The organism is Thiomicrorhabdus sp. Milos-T2, from assembly GCF_000702325.1.
Taxonomy (GTDB): Bacteria; Pseudomonadota; Gammaproteobacteria; order Thiomicrospirales; family Thiomicrospiraceae; genus Thiomicrorhabdus.
On sequence record NZ_KL370891.1, the window covers coordinates 1,348,537 to 1,363,620 of the forward strand.

The window sequence follows — 15,084 nt, forward strand, 5'->3', positions numbered from 1 at the left end:
ACACGCTGTTTTATTGAGAACTTTGCGCAGATTAAAGTGATAAAAATTCACCCTTTTTGCTTCGCATCACACCTGCAAAGGTCTCTTTTAATTAAGCCACAAACCAACGGCTATAAAAAATGGGGCAAGTAGATTACTGATAACATTCATCGCTAGCGCAGGCATAAACTTACTAGCATTATCATAATCCCTTAACGCAATTATCACCATAGGAATTACGACTATCAACAAGGTTAAAACCCAAAAAAGTGTAATGGGTAGATTAAAGGCATAAACACTCAAGACAAAACTCGCAAAAGCTAAAAACTCGAACGTGGCAAAAATATAAATTCCATTACGCACCCCTAGTTTCATTAAGATATTGTAACGCCCGACTTTTTCATCCGCTTTTAAGTCTGGTATTTGATTCAAAAGTAATAAATTATTGACCAAGAAAAATGGCACTAGAGATAGTGAAAAAGCCAACCAACTTAATTCCCCGGTTAAGACAAAATAACTACCTAATATCATTAAGGGCCCAAAAGCCAGGCCTGGTGAAATTAAACATAGCCAAGGTGATTTGGTAATTTTAGAAGTATAAAAAATAACAATTAATAACCCTACAAGTCCTATCGGTAATATTTGCCAGCCTTTCAGATAAATAAAATTTCCCCCAATAACAACCAATAACAATAGACATAATTTAAAGGCATTTAAAACGGCTTGACTCGCCAAGGGATTAGCCTGCAAAGCACCGCTACCGCCACTAAAAGGAGTTTTATCGGTCATAAAATCTAAGCCCGATAAATTATCTTGGTATTCATTCAATAAATTGACTGCAGCATGCGCTAAAACAGCTCCTAGCAGGGTAATTACAAAAACCCACCAAGACCAATTAACCCCTTCATAACTTGCTAATGCTGCGGCCAATAAAACCACAGAAACACTCAATAGCAAAAAATTAGGCCTAGCGGCCATTAAGACAGTTTTAAAATTATGCAAAATCCTTCCTTCAATATGATTACTCGAGCAAGAAAAAACTAAATGACTGTATGTAATTTATTAAGACGAATAATATTGTAAAACCTTTGATTTAATCAGACCGTTCTGAGATTGAGAAGCCTTTTTAAATGTTAAGTTTTTACCTTAATTTTTGTCATTCAGGCTTCCCATTGCTTATTCTCACCACTGTAGCGTTTTTTTACATCTAATCAACTAAATAACCATCCAATCGCTTAAACCATCCTTTTAACCAACGCTGTTCTTTTCTATTTACTGGTGCTAGTTTTACTCTCAACGACAACCGGGATTTAGCGGCAACAATAAATTGATTTAGCAAAACTTTATTCGCATGAGTCTTAGCATGAGAATTAATACCAACATTATCACTATCATTAACTGAAATTAATGGCATCGCTTCAAGCACTGAAAATAATCCCCACTGCTCTCCTTGATAATTTTCTTTTTGATTTCCAAAGCCTTTAAAATTGACATAATCGAGCAGAGCAAATCGCCCTTTTTTAAAGCCCATCATACGTTCAACAATCGATACATAATGAGCTTGCTTAGTTTGAGAAAACAGAGCTAAACGTTTGGTAAATTCAGAGTTAAATCGATGGGCAATAAACTCTGCTTGATAAGACTGAGTATTTAATAACCAAGTTCTCAATTGCGTTAACTCAGTACCTGACCAGGCCTGGTCAAACTCTAATTTTGATTGCCAGGGTGCATTAAAAGGCGATAATTTTTGCAAAAAAAGCGGCAGCGGTTTAAACCTTGAAACGTAATCGACCATTTTTGGGAACGTCTCTTCATAAGTTTGTTTTACCCCTTGCGGATACCAAATAAAATGCCCTATTCCAAAAGAAGGAAAATCTTCTACTTTACCCCAATAGGTTAAATTTTTTGGTTTAGCGGCGCATTCATTTTGATAAATTTTATGACCAACCCAACGAGCTTCTTGCTGGCTAATACTTTGAAAAGAAATAGAAGATTGATGCTTAGTGTAAGCGTAAACAGAGTCAGAAACAAACTGAAGAATAACTCCTAATACTATAATTTTTATAATTTTTATAATTTTTATAGTTTTTATAGAAGCTCTATGAGTCATAACTTTAAGAATAAAGTTAAATTTTAAACCTACCAGGCCTGGTAGGTTTAATTTGAATTTGCCTAAACATGGATTAGACAATTGATTGAGAGTTAACAGCATCCGTTAATCATCGTTTAAACTGCACTAAGCTATAAAGGTTCAGATTTAATCTGCCAACAACGTAGCCAGATAACCATCCATATGCTTAACCATACCTTTATACATCATAGGTAACTCAGGCACAACTGAGGCCTTAACACACTCTAATGCCAGTAAGTTTTCAGCCCATTTAGCCAATTTTGGTGTTTCTGATAATAAGTCTATTCCAGTAAGGTTTTTAATAAAATCCATACGCATAAACATGGGAGCATAAGCCGCATCAATCATAGTAAATTCTTCACCATTAAAATAAGCGCCTCCCGAATGCACGGCTTCAAGTTGTTGCAATTTTTGTAAAACAACGCCTCGTTTTTCATTAGAAACAGCCTCATCTTTATGGGTTACCATAGGGTGTAAAGCCATTAAAATCTCACCACCAAAACTAATCCATGCACGATTTTTAGCTTTAACTAAAGGGTCAGTCGGTTGCAATGATGGTAGTGTAATCTCATCTACATATTCTTGAATAACAGAAGATTCAAACAACACTTCACCATCCACTTTTAAAACCGGCACCTGCCCTAAAGGCGAAACTTCCTTAAACCATTCTGGAGGATTACCTAAGTCAATATAGGTAATATCAAAGTCAATATTCTTTTTCTTTAAAACAATAACGGCACGTTGAACAAATGGACATAATTTGAAACTGATTAGTTCTAATGTTGTAGACATGGGACTCTCTCAAATAGATATTAAATAAATGTTTTAATAAAGAAGATTAAACCATAAAAAAAGGCCTCTGGGTATAGTCGGCTAATTTTTTACTAGCAACTACTCTCAGAGACCTTTGCAAGGGTTAATGAATGTTTAAAGAAACCGTCTAAATTTTGTCAGACTTTACTAATTCGGTAAACTTTTCATAAAGCGTATCATGATCTTCAACCCTTTCTGGATCGGTAATAATGACATCTATCGGACAAACACTGATACACGTTGGGTTGTCGTAAAACCCAACACATTCAGTGCATAAATCGGGGTTAATTTCATAAATTTTCTCACCCATAGAAATCGCTTTATTTGGGCATTCAGGCTCACACATATCGCAATTTATACAGCCTTTAAGAATCTTTAACGCCATGAAATTATCCGATAGCCTTAGCTGCTGCACGGTTAATTAAATCTTGAGCTTCTTGCTCTTGTTTTACTTTTTTGGCTGCCGCATCACGCTTAACATCACCACCCCAAGATTCATTACGCATCACTAAACAAAACTTAAGAACAGATTCATCTAAATCTTTGAACGGATTAGGTATTCTAACCAACCAACCCGAGCCTTTTGCACAATCAACCACTTCATCATGATGTGTTTGCATATGGTCTAAAACCATAGAAACATTGCCTGCGGGGCTCATAATTTCAATAGAATCACCGACACAGAATTTGTTTTTAACATCAACTTCTAAGAAGGATTTACCATCACGTTCAATCACTCCAGTTACTTCCCCTACAAAACGTTGACGTTCTGATTTAGACACGCCATATTCGTAGTTTTGATATTCTGAATGCACATGGCGACGCAAGAAACCTTCGGTGTAACCTCGGCTAGCCAAACTCTCTAAATCTGTGAGTAAAGTTTGATCGAACTCTTTACCTTCTAGGGCATCATCAATCGCTTTACGGTAAACCTGTGCAGTACGTGCCACGTAATAATGTGACTTAGTACGCCCTTCGATTTTAAGAGAGTGGACGCCCATATCAACCAATTCGGGAATCAGTTCAACCGCACGTAAATCTTTAGAGTTCATGATATAAGTACCATGTTCATCTTCAAACGCTGGCATTAATTCACCTGGTCGGCCTTCTTCTTCAAGCAACATGGCGACTTCAGTAGTTTCACCCAAGCCCAATGTTGGTTCTGGCGTAGCGGTTGGTTCAGAAGTAGCTGCTTGTTCTGGCGAATAATTAGTAACTTCAGGGGCGGCACGTTCAGTACTGCCGGTTAAATCAGTGATATTTTCAACTTCAATACGTGGAGTTCCAACAACATCGCCAGTTTCATCTTCTTTGGCTTCATAGGTGTTGTAGTTCCAACGACATGCATTGGTACAAGTTCCCTGGTTAGCATCACGTTTATTAATATAACCAGACAATAAACAACGACCTGAGTAGGCAATACATAAAGCACCGTGAACAAACACTTCAAGTTCCATCTCAGGCACTTTTTCGCGAATTTCACGAATCTCTGCCATAGAAAGCTCACGAGATAACACCACACGACGTACCCCGTTTTGATACCAAAACTTAACCGTAGCCCAGTTCACTGCATTTGATTGAACCGATAAATGAATCTCTTGTTCTGGAAATTTCTCATGCACCATCGCAATTAAACCAGGGTCAGACATAATTAAAGCGTCTGGCTTCATAGCAATAACTGGCTCAATATCTTTCATGTAGGTATTTACTTTTGAGTTATGTGCAGCGATGTTACTAACCACATAAAACTTCTTACCTAATTCATGGGCACGAGCAATACCCTTGGCTAGATTTTCTTCATCAAACTCATTATTTCTTACACGTAAGCTATAGCGTGGTTGACCTGCGTAAACGGCATCTGCTCCATAAGCAAAGGCGTATTCCATGTTTTTAGTTGTACCTGCTGGTGATAACAGCTCTGATACAACTCGTATTTGATTTTCTGCTTCCAAGGCAAATCTCCAAAGTAATGAGTTGATGAATGAAAAATGGGTAATTCAATAAGACAATTATTTTCTAAATTAATTGAAGGCGGTATTTTAAACTAAATGAGATAATTTTTCTTGCCAAAACAACTGTTTATCTTTAGGTTTTATGACAGCATTGGCTGGACTGGTGGAGGGTAAGACAATATATTGAATATCAGTAGGCAAATTTTGCTTTTTTAATACATGCTGTTTAAACAGTTGTTGTGCTTTTTGACCATTAAAGACCACGGTTTTGATATTTGAAAAATCCGCAAATAAGCCATTAAAGTCATTAGCAACGGGTTGCTTAATAGCACTATCTAAACTACCAGGCCTGTCACAACTTGATAAAACATCCCAAAGTACCAGGCCTGTTGATTTGATTAATTGTATTTTATCTTCTTGTGATTGAATGCTGTGATGAGTCAATTTTTGCATAATTGGCCAAAACGCATTTCTAGGATGTGCGTAATAAAAAGATTGCTTTAATGATTCAACACTCGGCATAGTACCCAAAATCATCCAATGTGGATTTTCTGATGCTATATATGAAAAGCTTTCACAGTGGTCTTGGTTCATAAGTATTTCTTAAAAATTAATTTTTACCACGAAGACACGAAGGCACGAAGGCACGAAGTTTTTAAAGGTAGGTTAAGTAATAAAGACTTAGAGGCCTTAACAAACATCTCTTTTTACATTTCCTCTTCAACCTTCCTGTCTTCGTGACTTCGTGATTAAATCTCAAAAAAATCTAGAAACAAAATTTTAACCCAATTCAATATAAGAACTATCTTGTTTTACAAACTCATCTACTGGCTTTGCCCACAAATCATATTCATCCGCACCAATAATTTCTACCGTGACCAACTCTCCAGGTTGTAAGTGAAAAGCATCATCAATAAAGACCATTCCATCAATTTCTGGCGCATCGGCCATAGAACGAGCTACCGCGCCTTTATCATCAATTTCATCAACCAATACTTTCATGACCTTACCCACTTTAGCTTGCATTTTGTCAGCACTGATTCGTTGCTGTAATTGCATAAAACGGTCATAACGCTCTTGTTTGATTTCATCAGGCACTTGCTCTGCAATATCATTTGCCACAGCACCCGTCACTGGTGAATACTGAAAACAGCCCACTCTATCTAACTGAGCTTCTTCTAAAAAGTCTAAAAGATCTTGAAACTCTTCTTCTGTTTCGCCAGGGAACCCCACAATAAAGGTCGAACGAATGGTTAAATCCGGTACTGATTCACGCCATTTTTTAATACGTTCCAGTGTTTTATCTATATTACCTGGGCGTTTCATGGCTTTTAAAACACGAGGATTTGCATGCTGCAATGGCATATCTAAATAAGGCAAAATTTTACCTTCTGCCATTAGAGGAATCACCTCTTCCACATTAGGGTAAGGGTAAACATAATGTAAACGAATCCAAAACTCATCAACACCGCCCATTTCACCTAATGCTTCTGATAAGCCCACCATCGAAGTTTTAGTTGGTCGCCCTTCTGCAAATTCTGTTTTGTATTTTACATCTACACCATAAGCGGCAGTATCTTGAGAAACGACTAATAACTCTTTAACGCCTGCTTCTTTTAAACGTTGGGCTTCATTAATCACATCAGCCACTGGACGACTCACTAAATCACCACGCATTGACGGAATAATACAAAACGTACAGCGGTGATTACAGCCTTCTGATATTTTTAAATACGCAAAATGTTTTGGGGTTAATTTAATACCTTGAGGCGGTACTAAATCTACAAAAGGATTATGTTTGGGTGGCTCAATAACTTCATGAACGGCCGTTAAAACTTCTTCATAAGCCGCAGGACCCGATACAGCTTGCACTTTAGGGTGAACATCGGTAATTTCTTCTGCTCTAGCCCCTAAACAACCAGTAACAATCACCTTACCGTTCTCTTCTAATGCTTCACCAATAGTGTCTAAAGACTCTTGTACGGCACTATCAATAAAACCACAGGTATTCACAATCACCGTGTCAGCATCTTCATAGCTATTAGTTAGCTGATAACCTTCCGTTCTTAACTGCGTTAAAATACGCTCACTATCCACCGTTGCTTTTGGACAACCTAAACTAATAACACCAACCGTTGGTTGTGACTTAGACATAACACCATTCTCTTAATATTTTGAATGGGCGTATTTTAACTGATTACGAGCAACAGACCAAAAATACATTTTTTGGAAGCTATCAGACCTTGTTTAGAGAGCTTAGTTAGAGAGCTTAATTAGAAACCTTTTACAGACTCTAAAACCTTCTTGTTTTGAATTGAAATATTAACCCTCTTTTCATCCATAAAAGGCATACTGCAACTGTCTCTCATATCACACAAATGACAATTTTTTGGTGAACAAGACGCCAAACACATATTCTTAATGACATCTCTACTTTCCGAATTTAAGCATTTTATTTCGTTAGGGTGAAGCACACCTAAAATCAACAACTTTTTTATGACTTCATCCGATATTTGCAACTGTAACTCCATCACATCCTCCACCTATTAAATCCACCTATTAAATCCACCTATTAAATCCACACATTAAATTTAACTATTTAAAACCTAAAAAACATCTTAACATCTCTAAAACCAATTATAAATACAAATCATTATTATTTAGATTGATATTTATATTTTCTCATGAATAATAGACAAAAAATCAATTGAGACCTTTTCAGATAATTAAACAGGTAAATAATATGGCAAAGTGACTAATGAAGAATTTCTTAACCCCTCTATTTATCATAACCTTGGGTTACAGTATTAATGGTTCGGCTAATGCCAATACTTCATTGCCTTTTAATACTGAAGCTAGCATAAACTTAGTACATCAACAGAGTTCTGAAAGTCAAATTGAACCTGAAACGACCTTGTCTTTTGATATTAAACTAGAATATGAACTTTCCAAAAAAGACTTCATTGTCTTTCATATAGAAGGTTCCAACACTCCTAAAAAGAATTGATACCACGCTCATTAATAAAGAGCCCAAGGAACTCTATAATTTAAGCTTGCGACTTTTCTACCAATTTTAAAGGGCATAAAAAAAGGAGTTACCAGGCCTGATAACTCCTTTTTAAATAAAACTTAAACACTATTTAAGTTGAGACCTTTGCACGAGATAGGTGCGAAAGAAAAATGAGGTAAAATTTGCCTGATTGCGGCGGAAAACGCAGGGAATAGCTAGCTATTCGCAAGTTGTCGCCCAACGGAAGTACCCTTGGGGTGCAACAAAAAGCGGGTGAATTTTAACCATTTTTACTCGTACATACTCTTGTGCAAAGGTCTCAAGTTATTAGAAAGGCTTAACAACCACTAAAATAAGAATGATAGTGACTAACAGTAATGGAATCTCATTTGCCCAACGATAATAAATACCACCGTGATCCAAATGCCCTTCTTGCATCTCTTTCATGCGTTTTTTAGCCCATAGATGATAAGCCAACATTAAGAGTACAAAAACAATTTTCGCGTGTAACCAACCCATCCCCTCTGCAATAGGAAAATACGCCAACCACAACCAAACACCGGTTCCAATTGCTAACATCATCATAATCGTCATAAAGCCGTATAGCTTTTTAGCCATTATTGCTAAACGATCCACATCTTGACCAGCTTCTTTGCCTTCAACGAAATGTACAAAAATTCTGGGAAGATAAAAAATACCCGCCATCCAAGACATCACAAATAAAATATGAAAAGTTTTAAGCCATAACATTGTATTTCTCCAAGGGTTAATTTATTTTTAGTATCATACCTGTTTTATAAAAAACTAATAGATGAATCGCCATGAAAATCGAAAACGATAAAGTTGTTCAAATTAAATACACCCTTACTGATGCGCAAGGCAACCTATTGGATGCTTCAGGTGACGAACCTCTTGCATACCTGCATGGAAATCATAATTTAATTCCAGGACTAGAAGCGGAATTAAGTAATAAACAAGCTGGCGATAAATTTGTCGTTACCATTCCTGCAGAAGAAGCTTATGGCGAAAAACAAAACCATTTAATTCAAGATGGTGTACCTAAAGAGATGTTTCAAGGCGTTGATAATATTGAAGTAGGCATGCGTTTTGAAGCACAATCTGAACAAGGTTTTCATTCGGTCGTGATTACTGAAATCAACGATGAAACCGTGACTGTTGATGGTAACCACGAAATGGCGGGCATGGATTTAACATTTGATATTGAAGTTATTGATGTTCGTGATGCCACTGAAGAAGAGATTTCTCATGGCCACGCACACGGCACTGGTGGACATCACCACGATTAATTTTCAGCAAAAAGTGCAGAAACAAAACTGAAACGTTATGATAGTTGTCAGTTAAAACCTCAGTTGTTAACATTAAACGGTTAATTTCAAAAATACTTAATAGATTTACCAGGACACAGATAGATGAATATTGAACAAGATAAAGTCGCCTTAATCGAATACACCTTAACCAACGAACATGGTGAGCAAATGGATGCTTCTAACGGCAATCCTTTAGCTTATTTACATGGACACAATAATTTAATTCCTGGTTTAGAAGCCGAGTTAGCGGGTAAAAAAGTCGGTGATAAATTTAAGACAACTATCCCTGCTGAGCAAGCTTACGGTGAACGTGTTGATGAATTAGTACAAACCGTTCCAAGTTCAATGTTTCAAGGCGTTGAAGAATTAGAAATTGGTATGCGTTTTGAAGCGCAATCTGAACAAGGAATGCACTCAGTAGAAATTACTCATATTGAAGATGATCAGGTAACGGTAGACGGTAACCACCCACTAGCCGGTCAAGCGCTAACATTTGATGTTGAAGTGGTGGGTTTACGTGAATCAACGCCTGAAGAGATAGAGCACGGTCATGCTCACGGTGACGGTGGTCATGAGCACTAATTTAAATTAAAAATTAGAGCCTAAAAAAGCCCCATTTTAACTGGGGCTTTTTTATGTCTAAACATTTTGAGTATCCATATTTTGTGATTGATTATCCAGTATTGTAAAAATTAACCACGAAGACACAGAGGCACGAAGATAAAAAATAAATAAAAGTGATTAGAAAACCATAGCCTAACGATCTTAAGTTATTTCTATAAACTCTGTATTTGTAAACTTTAAAAGCGATTAATTTATTACTTTTAGTTTAGTTATTCGTTAAATTTAAGGGGGTATCCGTATTTTGTGATTGATTATCCCGTTTTGTAAAAATTAACCACGAAGACACAGAGGCACGAAGATAAAAAAATAAATAAAAGCGATTTAAAAATCATACCCTTACGATCTTAAGTCATGCCTATAAGCTATGCAGATCTGCATTTCTATAGTTTAAAAGCGATTATTTTATTAAATTTAGTTTGGTTATTGGTTAAATTTAAGTTGGTATTAGACATTAGAAATCTTCGTGCTTTCGTGTCTTCGTGGTTAAAAGATTTGTTTAATCAATCACAAAATACATATACCCAATTTAAGTTGGTATTAGACATTAGAAATCTTCGTACTTTCGTGTCTTCGTGGTTAAAAGATTTATTTAATCAATCATAAAATACATATACCCAATATTTTAAAAATGGTTTAGTAAGGTTTTACAGATTCTTTATCAACAAATATTAAATACCTTAATTTTAAATATTCTGCAAGCCGAGTAAAATTACCCCTTATGTTTAAATAATGCATGTTTAAATAATGCAAAAAGTGGAATATTGATTATGGATAATCAAACAAAAATCAAAATAGGCAATATTAATGAACCCTATCTTGGCAAAACCCTAAATGATTTAGATGCTCTCGCTTTTTCTGAGAACCAAATTAAGGTAACACTTCCTTACCCTGCTAAAGGAAATGAAAAGGCTCTGCGTGCAGAAATCGAAAAAGAACTGAATGATGCTGCTCGCCCTGAAATCCTATTTAATTACCAAATAACACCTTATACCCGTGTTTCTAAAGAACAACCAGGCCTGGTAAATATTAAAAATATCATTGCAATTTCTTCTGCAAAAGGCGGTGTTGGTAAGTCTACCGTAACGGCCAACTTAGCTTTAGCCTTGCAAGCTGAAGGGGCTAAAGTGGGGATTTTAGATGCCGACTTATACGGCCCAAGCCAAGCGAAAATGTTTGGAATTGATGAACTACGTCCAGAGATTAACGGCGATAAAATCAAACCCATTCAAGCACATGGTATCGAAATCGCCACCATTGCCAATCATATTACCCGAGAAGACACCCCGCTTATCTGGCGTGGCGCGCAATTAGATTCCGCTTTAAAAACCTTACTCTTTAGTACGCAATGGCCAGAATTAGATTACCTAGTGATTGATATGCCGCCAGGAACGGGGGATGTGCAATTAACGATTTCTCAGCAAATTCCTGTGTCAGGTGCGGTTGTGGTGTCTACCCCGCAAGAAATTGCGTTATTAGATGCTAAAAAAGGTCTCAAAATGTTTCACCAAGTCGAAGTCCCGGTTTTGGGCGTGATTGAAAATATGAATATGTTTATCTGCCCTAAATGCGGCCATGAAGAGCATATTTTTGGTCACGACGGTGCACAACTCATGTCATTGCAATACATGGTTAATTTTTTAGGGTCTTTGCCATTAGATAAACGTATTCAAGAAGAAACCGATGGCGGCAAACCTACCGTAGCCGCTGAGCCAGAGTCTAAGGTCGCTTTAAGCTTTAGAGAAATTGCACGTAAAGTCGCATCCGCATTGTACATTCAAGACAGCCAAGCCCCTTTGGTACCGCAAACAGAAGAACAACTCAAGTCAGGAACGCAAAACCCACAAACCATCAAATGGAATATATAAAGAGACCTTTGCACGAAAGTATGCGCGAGTAAAAATGGTTCTAGGTACCCCTTGAGGGTAAAAATTCACCTGATTTTTGTTGAAAAACTTGCGAATAGCTAGCTATTCCCTGCGTTTTCCGCCGCAATCAGGCAAATTTTAACTCATTTTTCTTTCGCACCTATCTCGTGCAAAGGTCTCATAAAGACTTTTCTGATTAACTTTGGCTGAACCGCCTATGACAGCCCTTTTCGCTTGTCATAGGCGTTCAGCAACCCATTCTTTAAAGCCATTTAGATAAAAACCCTCTTCTATCTAAAACTTCATTTTCATCCATCACTTTATTGTCATTTGAATGCGTGGCGTCTTGTTGACTCTGTTGAGGATTCTGTTGATGAACCTCTTGCTCAGCCAATTCTCTTGCCACTTGTTCTTGTTCTAATTTTTCATAATGCGCTTTACGAAAAGCAATAACCTCAGACCAAGCACCAAAAGCTCGCTCATTATCGGGATATTTATCCATAATTTGCACTAAGGGTTGCAGTAAATAATGACCTAATTCAGGGTGATAGTTCAAATAGGCTTTTTGCGCTTGGCCGCCAACAGAAAATTCTTGTAAAGGCCCAATCACCACATAGTCTTGATCTGATTGTGCGCTTGCTTGCCACTCGGGCTCAATGTCAAAAGAAAGTGTCTTTTCGGGGTGCACAGGAATGTAAAGATTACATAACATCCATGGCGTCAGTAAAAACCCAGTTATCCACCCTTCTACAAATTTAATACCACGCATTTCAACTTGCAAATCATGGTTTACCCCCATCCACTGATCTTCAAAGTTTTTGTGGTAGGTATGCTCAAAACTATGAATAATTAAGTCATGCGCTTCTTTAAGAGTGTTCGCCGGAATTAACTGCCAATATGGATTACCAAGCCTGGTCATATTTTCTAATTGTTTTTCGCTAGCGTCTGACATTATTGCATCTCAAATAAGGCTTCTAAACGTTTGGCATAATCACGATAAAAGCTCATATCAGCATGTATACGAACGGCCTTCGCGAACTTGGGAACCCAAGTATGTAAGTGTTCTAAAATCTCAACTAAAAAAGCTTGTTGTTCACTGTAGTTTTCTAAAACAAAGGCTAAAAACTCAAGTTCTGACCCTAAATAGTCAGCGGGCAGCTCTGCATCGGGGCTGTATTGAACTTTGTTATATAACGCCTGAATAGAGTGCGTGGTTTCACCTATCATACGCCCTTCTATCCAAACCGATTCAAAAGGGGCGCATTCTGTTTTAGGGTGTCCTGAAACAAATAAACGAGTATGTTCCATTTGCCACCTTTCTAAAGGCGTCGATTCAATTTCATTTATTGATGCCTCAGATAACCAGTTGAGCTGTGGCGCCAGTTCTTGAATCGCTTCTATTGATTCTTCACAGGGCTCTCCAAGCAAACCAGAAAGAACAATCAGTTCTTGTATTTTTTCTGACATAAACATTCCTTGTTATCATTTTTTATTTTGGATTATATCTTGAAATCGTTATAGGAGATTGAGACTCATGCAAAATCTCCATAAAATAAAAAGCACCCAAAATTGAGTGCTTTTTGTTAAAACTACTTTTTATAGGCTAACTAATTTAAGGATTATTTAGGATACGGCAGTTCCCATATTCCAGCCAATAGCATGTAGTGACGAAGGATGTAACCACCCATTAGTATTAAAGTCGCTGAAACAATCACCAAAAAACCATTGCTTGGCAGTTTATGCGTGACCATGCCTAAGTTAATCAAAAATGGAACAATCAGACCTGCTACAAAAAATCCATAAGTCCAAATTGGATCTCCCCAAAGCAATTCATGAGATGCTTGACCATTTAAAGTCCCGTTTAAAAGGTAGAAGAAGAACCCTGCAATAATAATAATTTCTGAACCAATCAACCAAGTATCAATCAATTCAAAACGGTGACGTAATTCATGGTCATCAGCACGCACAACAACATACTGAAGGATTAATAATGATGCTAATGCGGTTGAGGTGGCAGAAACCGTAAACAAGACGGGAATACCAGGGTTATGCCACAATTCAACGGCTGGGAATGACTGTAACAACATACCCGTATAAACAGCCGTAAACACCGACATAAACACCGTACCCCATGCCATCAGCCCAGCGTACTTTGTTCCAAACCATTTAAAGAACTTTAATAACTGACACCAACCTAAAAATTTTGGCGTCGGAATGTGTGGCAAGGTATAAACAAGCCCCCAAATCATCCCAAAAATAATAGACCAAGTACCCCACGCAATCCAGGCATCCGGCTTGTTAAACACACCTAATAAAACATGCCAAACTGCTAAATGGTCCAAAAGGTGATAGAACAGCATCGCTGAACCCACTGACAACATGACAAACCCAGTTAAGTTCCCCCAAATCATCAGTAAAGTATTATCCTGACCAAACACTTTTAAACGGTGAACTAAAGTAGAAATCGCCATCACCATAGCGCCCATGCCCCCTAAAAAGAGGTAAACGGCAACTAGCCAATTCCATTGTTCTTGTCCAAAATAGAACATAGATTACGCCTCCACTTTTAATAAGTCTGTCATTTGAGCATCACTCGAATTCGCAAATGGGCTGTTAACATCAAACATTGCCTGCTCATGAGCCGGTTCGGTTTGACCACTTTCAGCAGCTTGTTTACGCTCAAAAGTTGTGCCGTTTTCGCCCCCTACAGGGTGCAAACCACCTTCCGAGTTTTGACCATTAAACATGTCACGCTCATAATGAATGGTCTGTTTTTTAACCGGTATGTAATAGACATTTGGCTTAGTCCCTAAATGTGCCATCAGCGGTTCAGCGATGCCTGAATTGATGAGTTGCGTGACCGGGTCATTTGGATTATCTAAATCGGCAAACTGACGTGCATTCCCCACACAAGTCTCAACACACGCAGGTAAGCGATTGTCTTCAACACGGTCTCTACAGAAGTTACACTTATCAACGCCTGGGCGCGTCTTTTTCAAAGTTTCTTCACCAAAAACGGCTTTTTTCTCAGTATTGTCATCATAATCTAAGGCATAACGTTCGTCGTATGGACAAGCTAGGGTACAAGCTTGACAGCCCATACACATATCATCATCAACATCGACAATTCCGTTATCCATTTTGTAAGTTGCCCCTGTTGGGCAAACCGTCACGCAAGGTGGGTTGTCGCAGTGATTACACAAACGTGGGAAGAAAATTCGAGCCGTGTCTGCATCGGTTTTTCCTTTAGTAATATCATGTACCTTAGTACGCCATTTGTCAGACCAAAACGGCGTTTGGTTTTCGACCGCACAAGCCGCCATACAAGCGTTGCAGCCTGTGCAGGTATTGAGGTCAATTAGCATTGCATAATGAGCCATCC

The 15,084-nt window shown here is 37.7% G+C and carries 16 protein-coding genes; 4 read left to right on the forward strand and 12 right to left on the reverse strand.

Translation table 11 applies throughout. The features are described from left to right. Positions 1–87: 87 nt before the first annotated feature. The 7 genes from BS34_RS0106085 to rimO form a co-directional block, all read right to left on the reverse strand. A complete protein-coding gene (locus BS34_RS0106085; protein WP_158660983.1) occupies positions 88–981 on the reverse strand; it encodes a prenyltransferase in 894 nt (297 codons plus the stop codon). A 205-nt stretch (positions 982–1,186) separates the two neighbouring features. Beyond that, positions 1,187–2,191 (reverse strand): hypothetical protein, encoded by a 1,005-nt coding sequence (locus tag BS34_RS0106090; protein WP_029407647.1) that lies wholly within the window; start codon positions 2,189–2,191, stop codon positions 1,187–1,189. Positions 2,192–2,236: 45 nt separating this feature from the next. Continuing rightward, on the reverse strand, positions 2,237–2,902 hold the full coding sequence (locus BS34_RS0106095) for a glutathione S-transferase family protein (protein WP_029407648.1): 666 nt from the start codon (positions 2,900–2,902) through the stop codon (positions 2,237–2,239). A gap of 148 nt (positions 2,903–3,050) precedes the next feature. Then, positions 3,051–3,308 (reverse strand): YfhL family 4Fe-4S dicluster ferredoxin, encoded by a 258-nt coding sequence (locus BS34_RS0106100; RefSeq protein WP_029407649.1) that lies wholly within the window; start codon positions 3,306–3,308, stop codon positions 3,051–3,053. 4 nt (positions 3,309–3,312) lie between these two features. Further along, entirely contained in the window at positions 3,313–4,809 is a 1,497-nt protein-coding gene (yegQ, locus tag BS34_RS0106105; protein WP_233993199.1) for a prephenate-dependent tRNA uridine(34) hydroxylase TrhP, read from the reverse strand. A gap of 153 nt (positions 4,810–4,962) precedes the next feature. Further along, on the reverse strand, positions 4,963–5,469 hold the full coding sequence (locus BS34_RS0106110; protein WP_029407651.1) for a DNA-deoxyinosine glycosylase: 507 nt from the start codon (positions 5,467–5,469) through the stop codon (positions 4,963–4,965). 186 nt (positions 5,470–5,655) lie between these two features. Continuing rightward, complete coding sequence (gene rimO, locus BS34_RS0106115) at positions 5,656–7,029, reverse strand: 30S ribosomal protein S12 methylthiotransferase RimO (RefSeq protein WP_029407652.1); 1,374 nt, start codon at positions 7,027–7,029, stop codon at positions 5,656–5,658. 604 nt (positions 7,030–7,633) lie between these two features. Here rimO and BS34_RS0106125 point away from each other — a divergent pair. Continuing rightward, entirely contained in the window at positions 7,634–7,882 is a 249-nt protein-coding gene (locus tag BS34_RS0106125) for a hypothetical protein (RefSeq protein WP_029407654.1), read from the forward strand. Positions 7,883–8,212: 330 nt separating this feature from the next. On the opposite strand, the gene BS34_RS0106130 is transcribed toward BS34_RS0106125, so the two are convergent. Continuing rightward, entirely contained in the window at positions 8,213–8,635 is a 423-nt protein-coding gene (locus BS34_RS0106130; protein WP_029407655.1) for a CopD family protein, read from the reverse strand. Between the two features lie 71 nt (positions 8,636–8,706). Here BS34_RS0106130 and BS34_RS0106135 point away from each other — a divergent pair, with 71 nt between their 5' ends. From BS34_RS0106135 to apbC, 3 genes are all read left to right on the forward strand, one after another. Next, entirely contained in the window at positions 8,707–9,192 is a 486-nt protein-coding gene (locus BS34_RS0106135) for an FKBP-type peptidyl-prolyl cis-trans isomerase (RefSeq protein ID WP_029407656.1), read from the forward strand. Positions 9,193–9,315: 123 nt separating this feature from the next. Beyond that, positions 9,316–9,795, forward strand: a complete 480-nt coding sequence (locus BS34_RS0106140) for an FKBP-type peptidyl-prolyl cis-trans isomerase (RefSeq protein ID WP_029407657.1) — start codon at positions 9,316–9,318, stop codon at positions 9,793–9,795. A gap of 809 nt (positions 9,796–10,604) precedes the next feature. After that, on the forward strand, positions 10,605–11,702 hold the full coding sequence (gene apbC / locus BS34_RS0106150; protein WP_084151574.1) for an iron-sulfur cluster carrier protein ApbC: 1,098 nt from the start codon (positions 10,605–10,607) through the stop codon (positions 11,700–11,702). A gap of 262 nt (positions 11,703–11,964) precedes the next feature. Here apbC and hybE read toward each other — a convergent pair whose 3' ends face one another. The 4 genes from hybE to BS34_RS0106170 all read right to left on the reverse strand — a co-directional run bounded on the left by hybE (position 11,965) and on the right by BS34_RS0106170 (position 15,082). Then, positions 11,965–12,654 (reverse strand): [NiFe]-hydrogenase assembly chaperone HybE, encoded by a 690-nt coding sequence (gene hybE, locus BS34_RS0106155; RefSeq protein ID WP_029407660.1) that lies wholly within the window; start codon positions 12,652–12,654, stop codon positions 11,965–11,967. Then, complete coding sequence (locus BS34_RS0106160) at positions 12,654–13,169, reverse strand: TorD/DmsD family molecular chaperone (RefSeq protein WP_051640714.1); 516 nt, start codon at positions 13,167–13,169, stop codon at positions 12,654–12,656. Before BS34_RS0106160 ends, hybE begins: the two co-directional genes overlap by 1 nt. Before the next feature lie 152 nt (positions 13,170–13,321). Next, positions 13,322–14,251 (reverse strand): NrfD/PsrC family molybdoenzyme membrane anchor subunit, encoded by a 930-nt coding sequence (gene nrfD, locus BS34_RS0106165; protein ID WP_029407662.1) that lies wholly within the window; start codon positions 14,249–14,251, stop codon positions 13,322–13,324. A 3-nt stretch (positions 14,252–14,254) separates the two neighbouring features. Then, on the reverse strand, positions 14,255–15,082 hold the full coding sequence (locus tag BS34_RS0106170) for a 4Fe-4S dicluster domain-containing protein (protein ID WP_084151576.1): 828 nt from the start codon (positions 15,080–15,082) through the stop codon (positions 14,255–14,257). Positions 15,083–15,084 lie beyond the last annotated feature (2 nt).

What these genes read in the sequence shown, in the direction of transcription:
- BS34_RS0106100 (WP_029407649.1), bottom strand. Translation starts at nt 3,308, where the DNA reads ATGGCGTTAAAGATTCTTAAAGGCTGTATAAATTGCGATATGTGTGAG.
- rimO (WP_029407652.1), bottom strand. Translation starts at nt 7,029, where the DNA reads ATGTCTAAGTCACAACCAACGGTTGGTGTTATTAGTTTAGGTTGTCCA.
- BS34_RS0106125 (WP_029407654.1), top strand. Translation starts at nt 7,634, where the DNA reads ATGAAGAATTTCTTAACCCCTCTATTTATCATAACCTTGGGTTACAGT.
- BS34_RS0106110 (WP_029407651.1), bottom strand. Translation starts at nt 5,469, where the DNA reads ATGAACCAAGACCACTGTGAAAGCTTTTCATATATAGCATCAGAAAAT.
- nrfD (WP_029407662.1), bottom strand. Translation starts at nt 14,251, where the DNA reads ATGTTCTATTTTGGACAAGAACAATGGAATTGGCTAGTTGCCGTTTAC.
- yegQ (WP_233993199.1), bottom strand. Translation starts at nt 4,809, where the DNA reads ATGGAATACGCCTTTGCTTATGGAGCAGATGCCGTTTACGCAGGTCAA.
- BS34_RS0106170 (WP_084151576.1), bottom strand. Translation starts at nt 15,082, where the DNA reads ATGGCTCATTATGCAATGCTAATTGACCTCAATACCTGCACAGGCTGC.
- BS34_RS0106140 (WP_029407657.1), top strand. Translation starts at nt 9,316, where the DNA reads ATGAATATTGAACAAGATAAAGTCGCCTTAATCGAATACACCTTAACC.
- BS34_RS0106095 (WP_029407648.1), bottom strand. Translation starts at nt 2,902, where the DNA reads ATGTCTACAACATTAGAACTAATCAGTTTCAAATTATGTCCATTTGTT.
- BS34_RS0106135 (WP_029407656.1), top strand. Translation starts at nt 8,707, where the DNA reads ATGAAAATCGAAAACGATAAAGTTGTTCAAATTAAATACACCCTTACT.
- BS34_RS0106090 (WP_029407647.1), bottom strand. Translation starts at nt 2,191, where the DNA reads ATGCTGTTAACTCTCAATCAATTGTCTAATCCATGTTTAGGCAAATTC.
- apbC (WP_084151574.1), top strand. Translation starts at nt 10,605, where the DNA reads ATGGATAATCAAACAAAAATCAAAATAGGCAATATTAATGAACCCTAT.
- BS34_RS0106130 (WP_029407655.1), bottom strand. Translation starts at nt 8,635, where the DNA reads ATGTTATGGCTTAAAACTTTTCATATTTTATTTGTGATGTCTTGGATG.
- BS34_RS0106160 (WP_051640714.1), bottom strand. Translation starts at nt 13,169, where the DNA reads ATGTCAGAAAAAATACAAGAACTGATTGTTCTTTCTGGTTTGCTTGGA.
- hybE (WP_029407660.1), bottom strand. Translation starts at nt 12,654, where the DNA reads ATGTCAGACGCTAGCGAAAAACAATTAGAAAATATGACCAGGCTTGGT.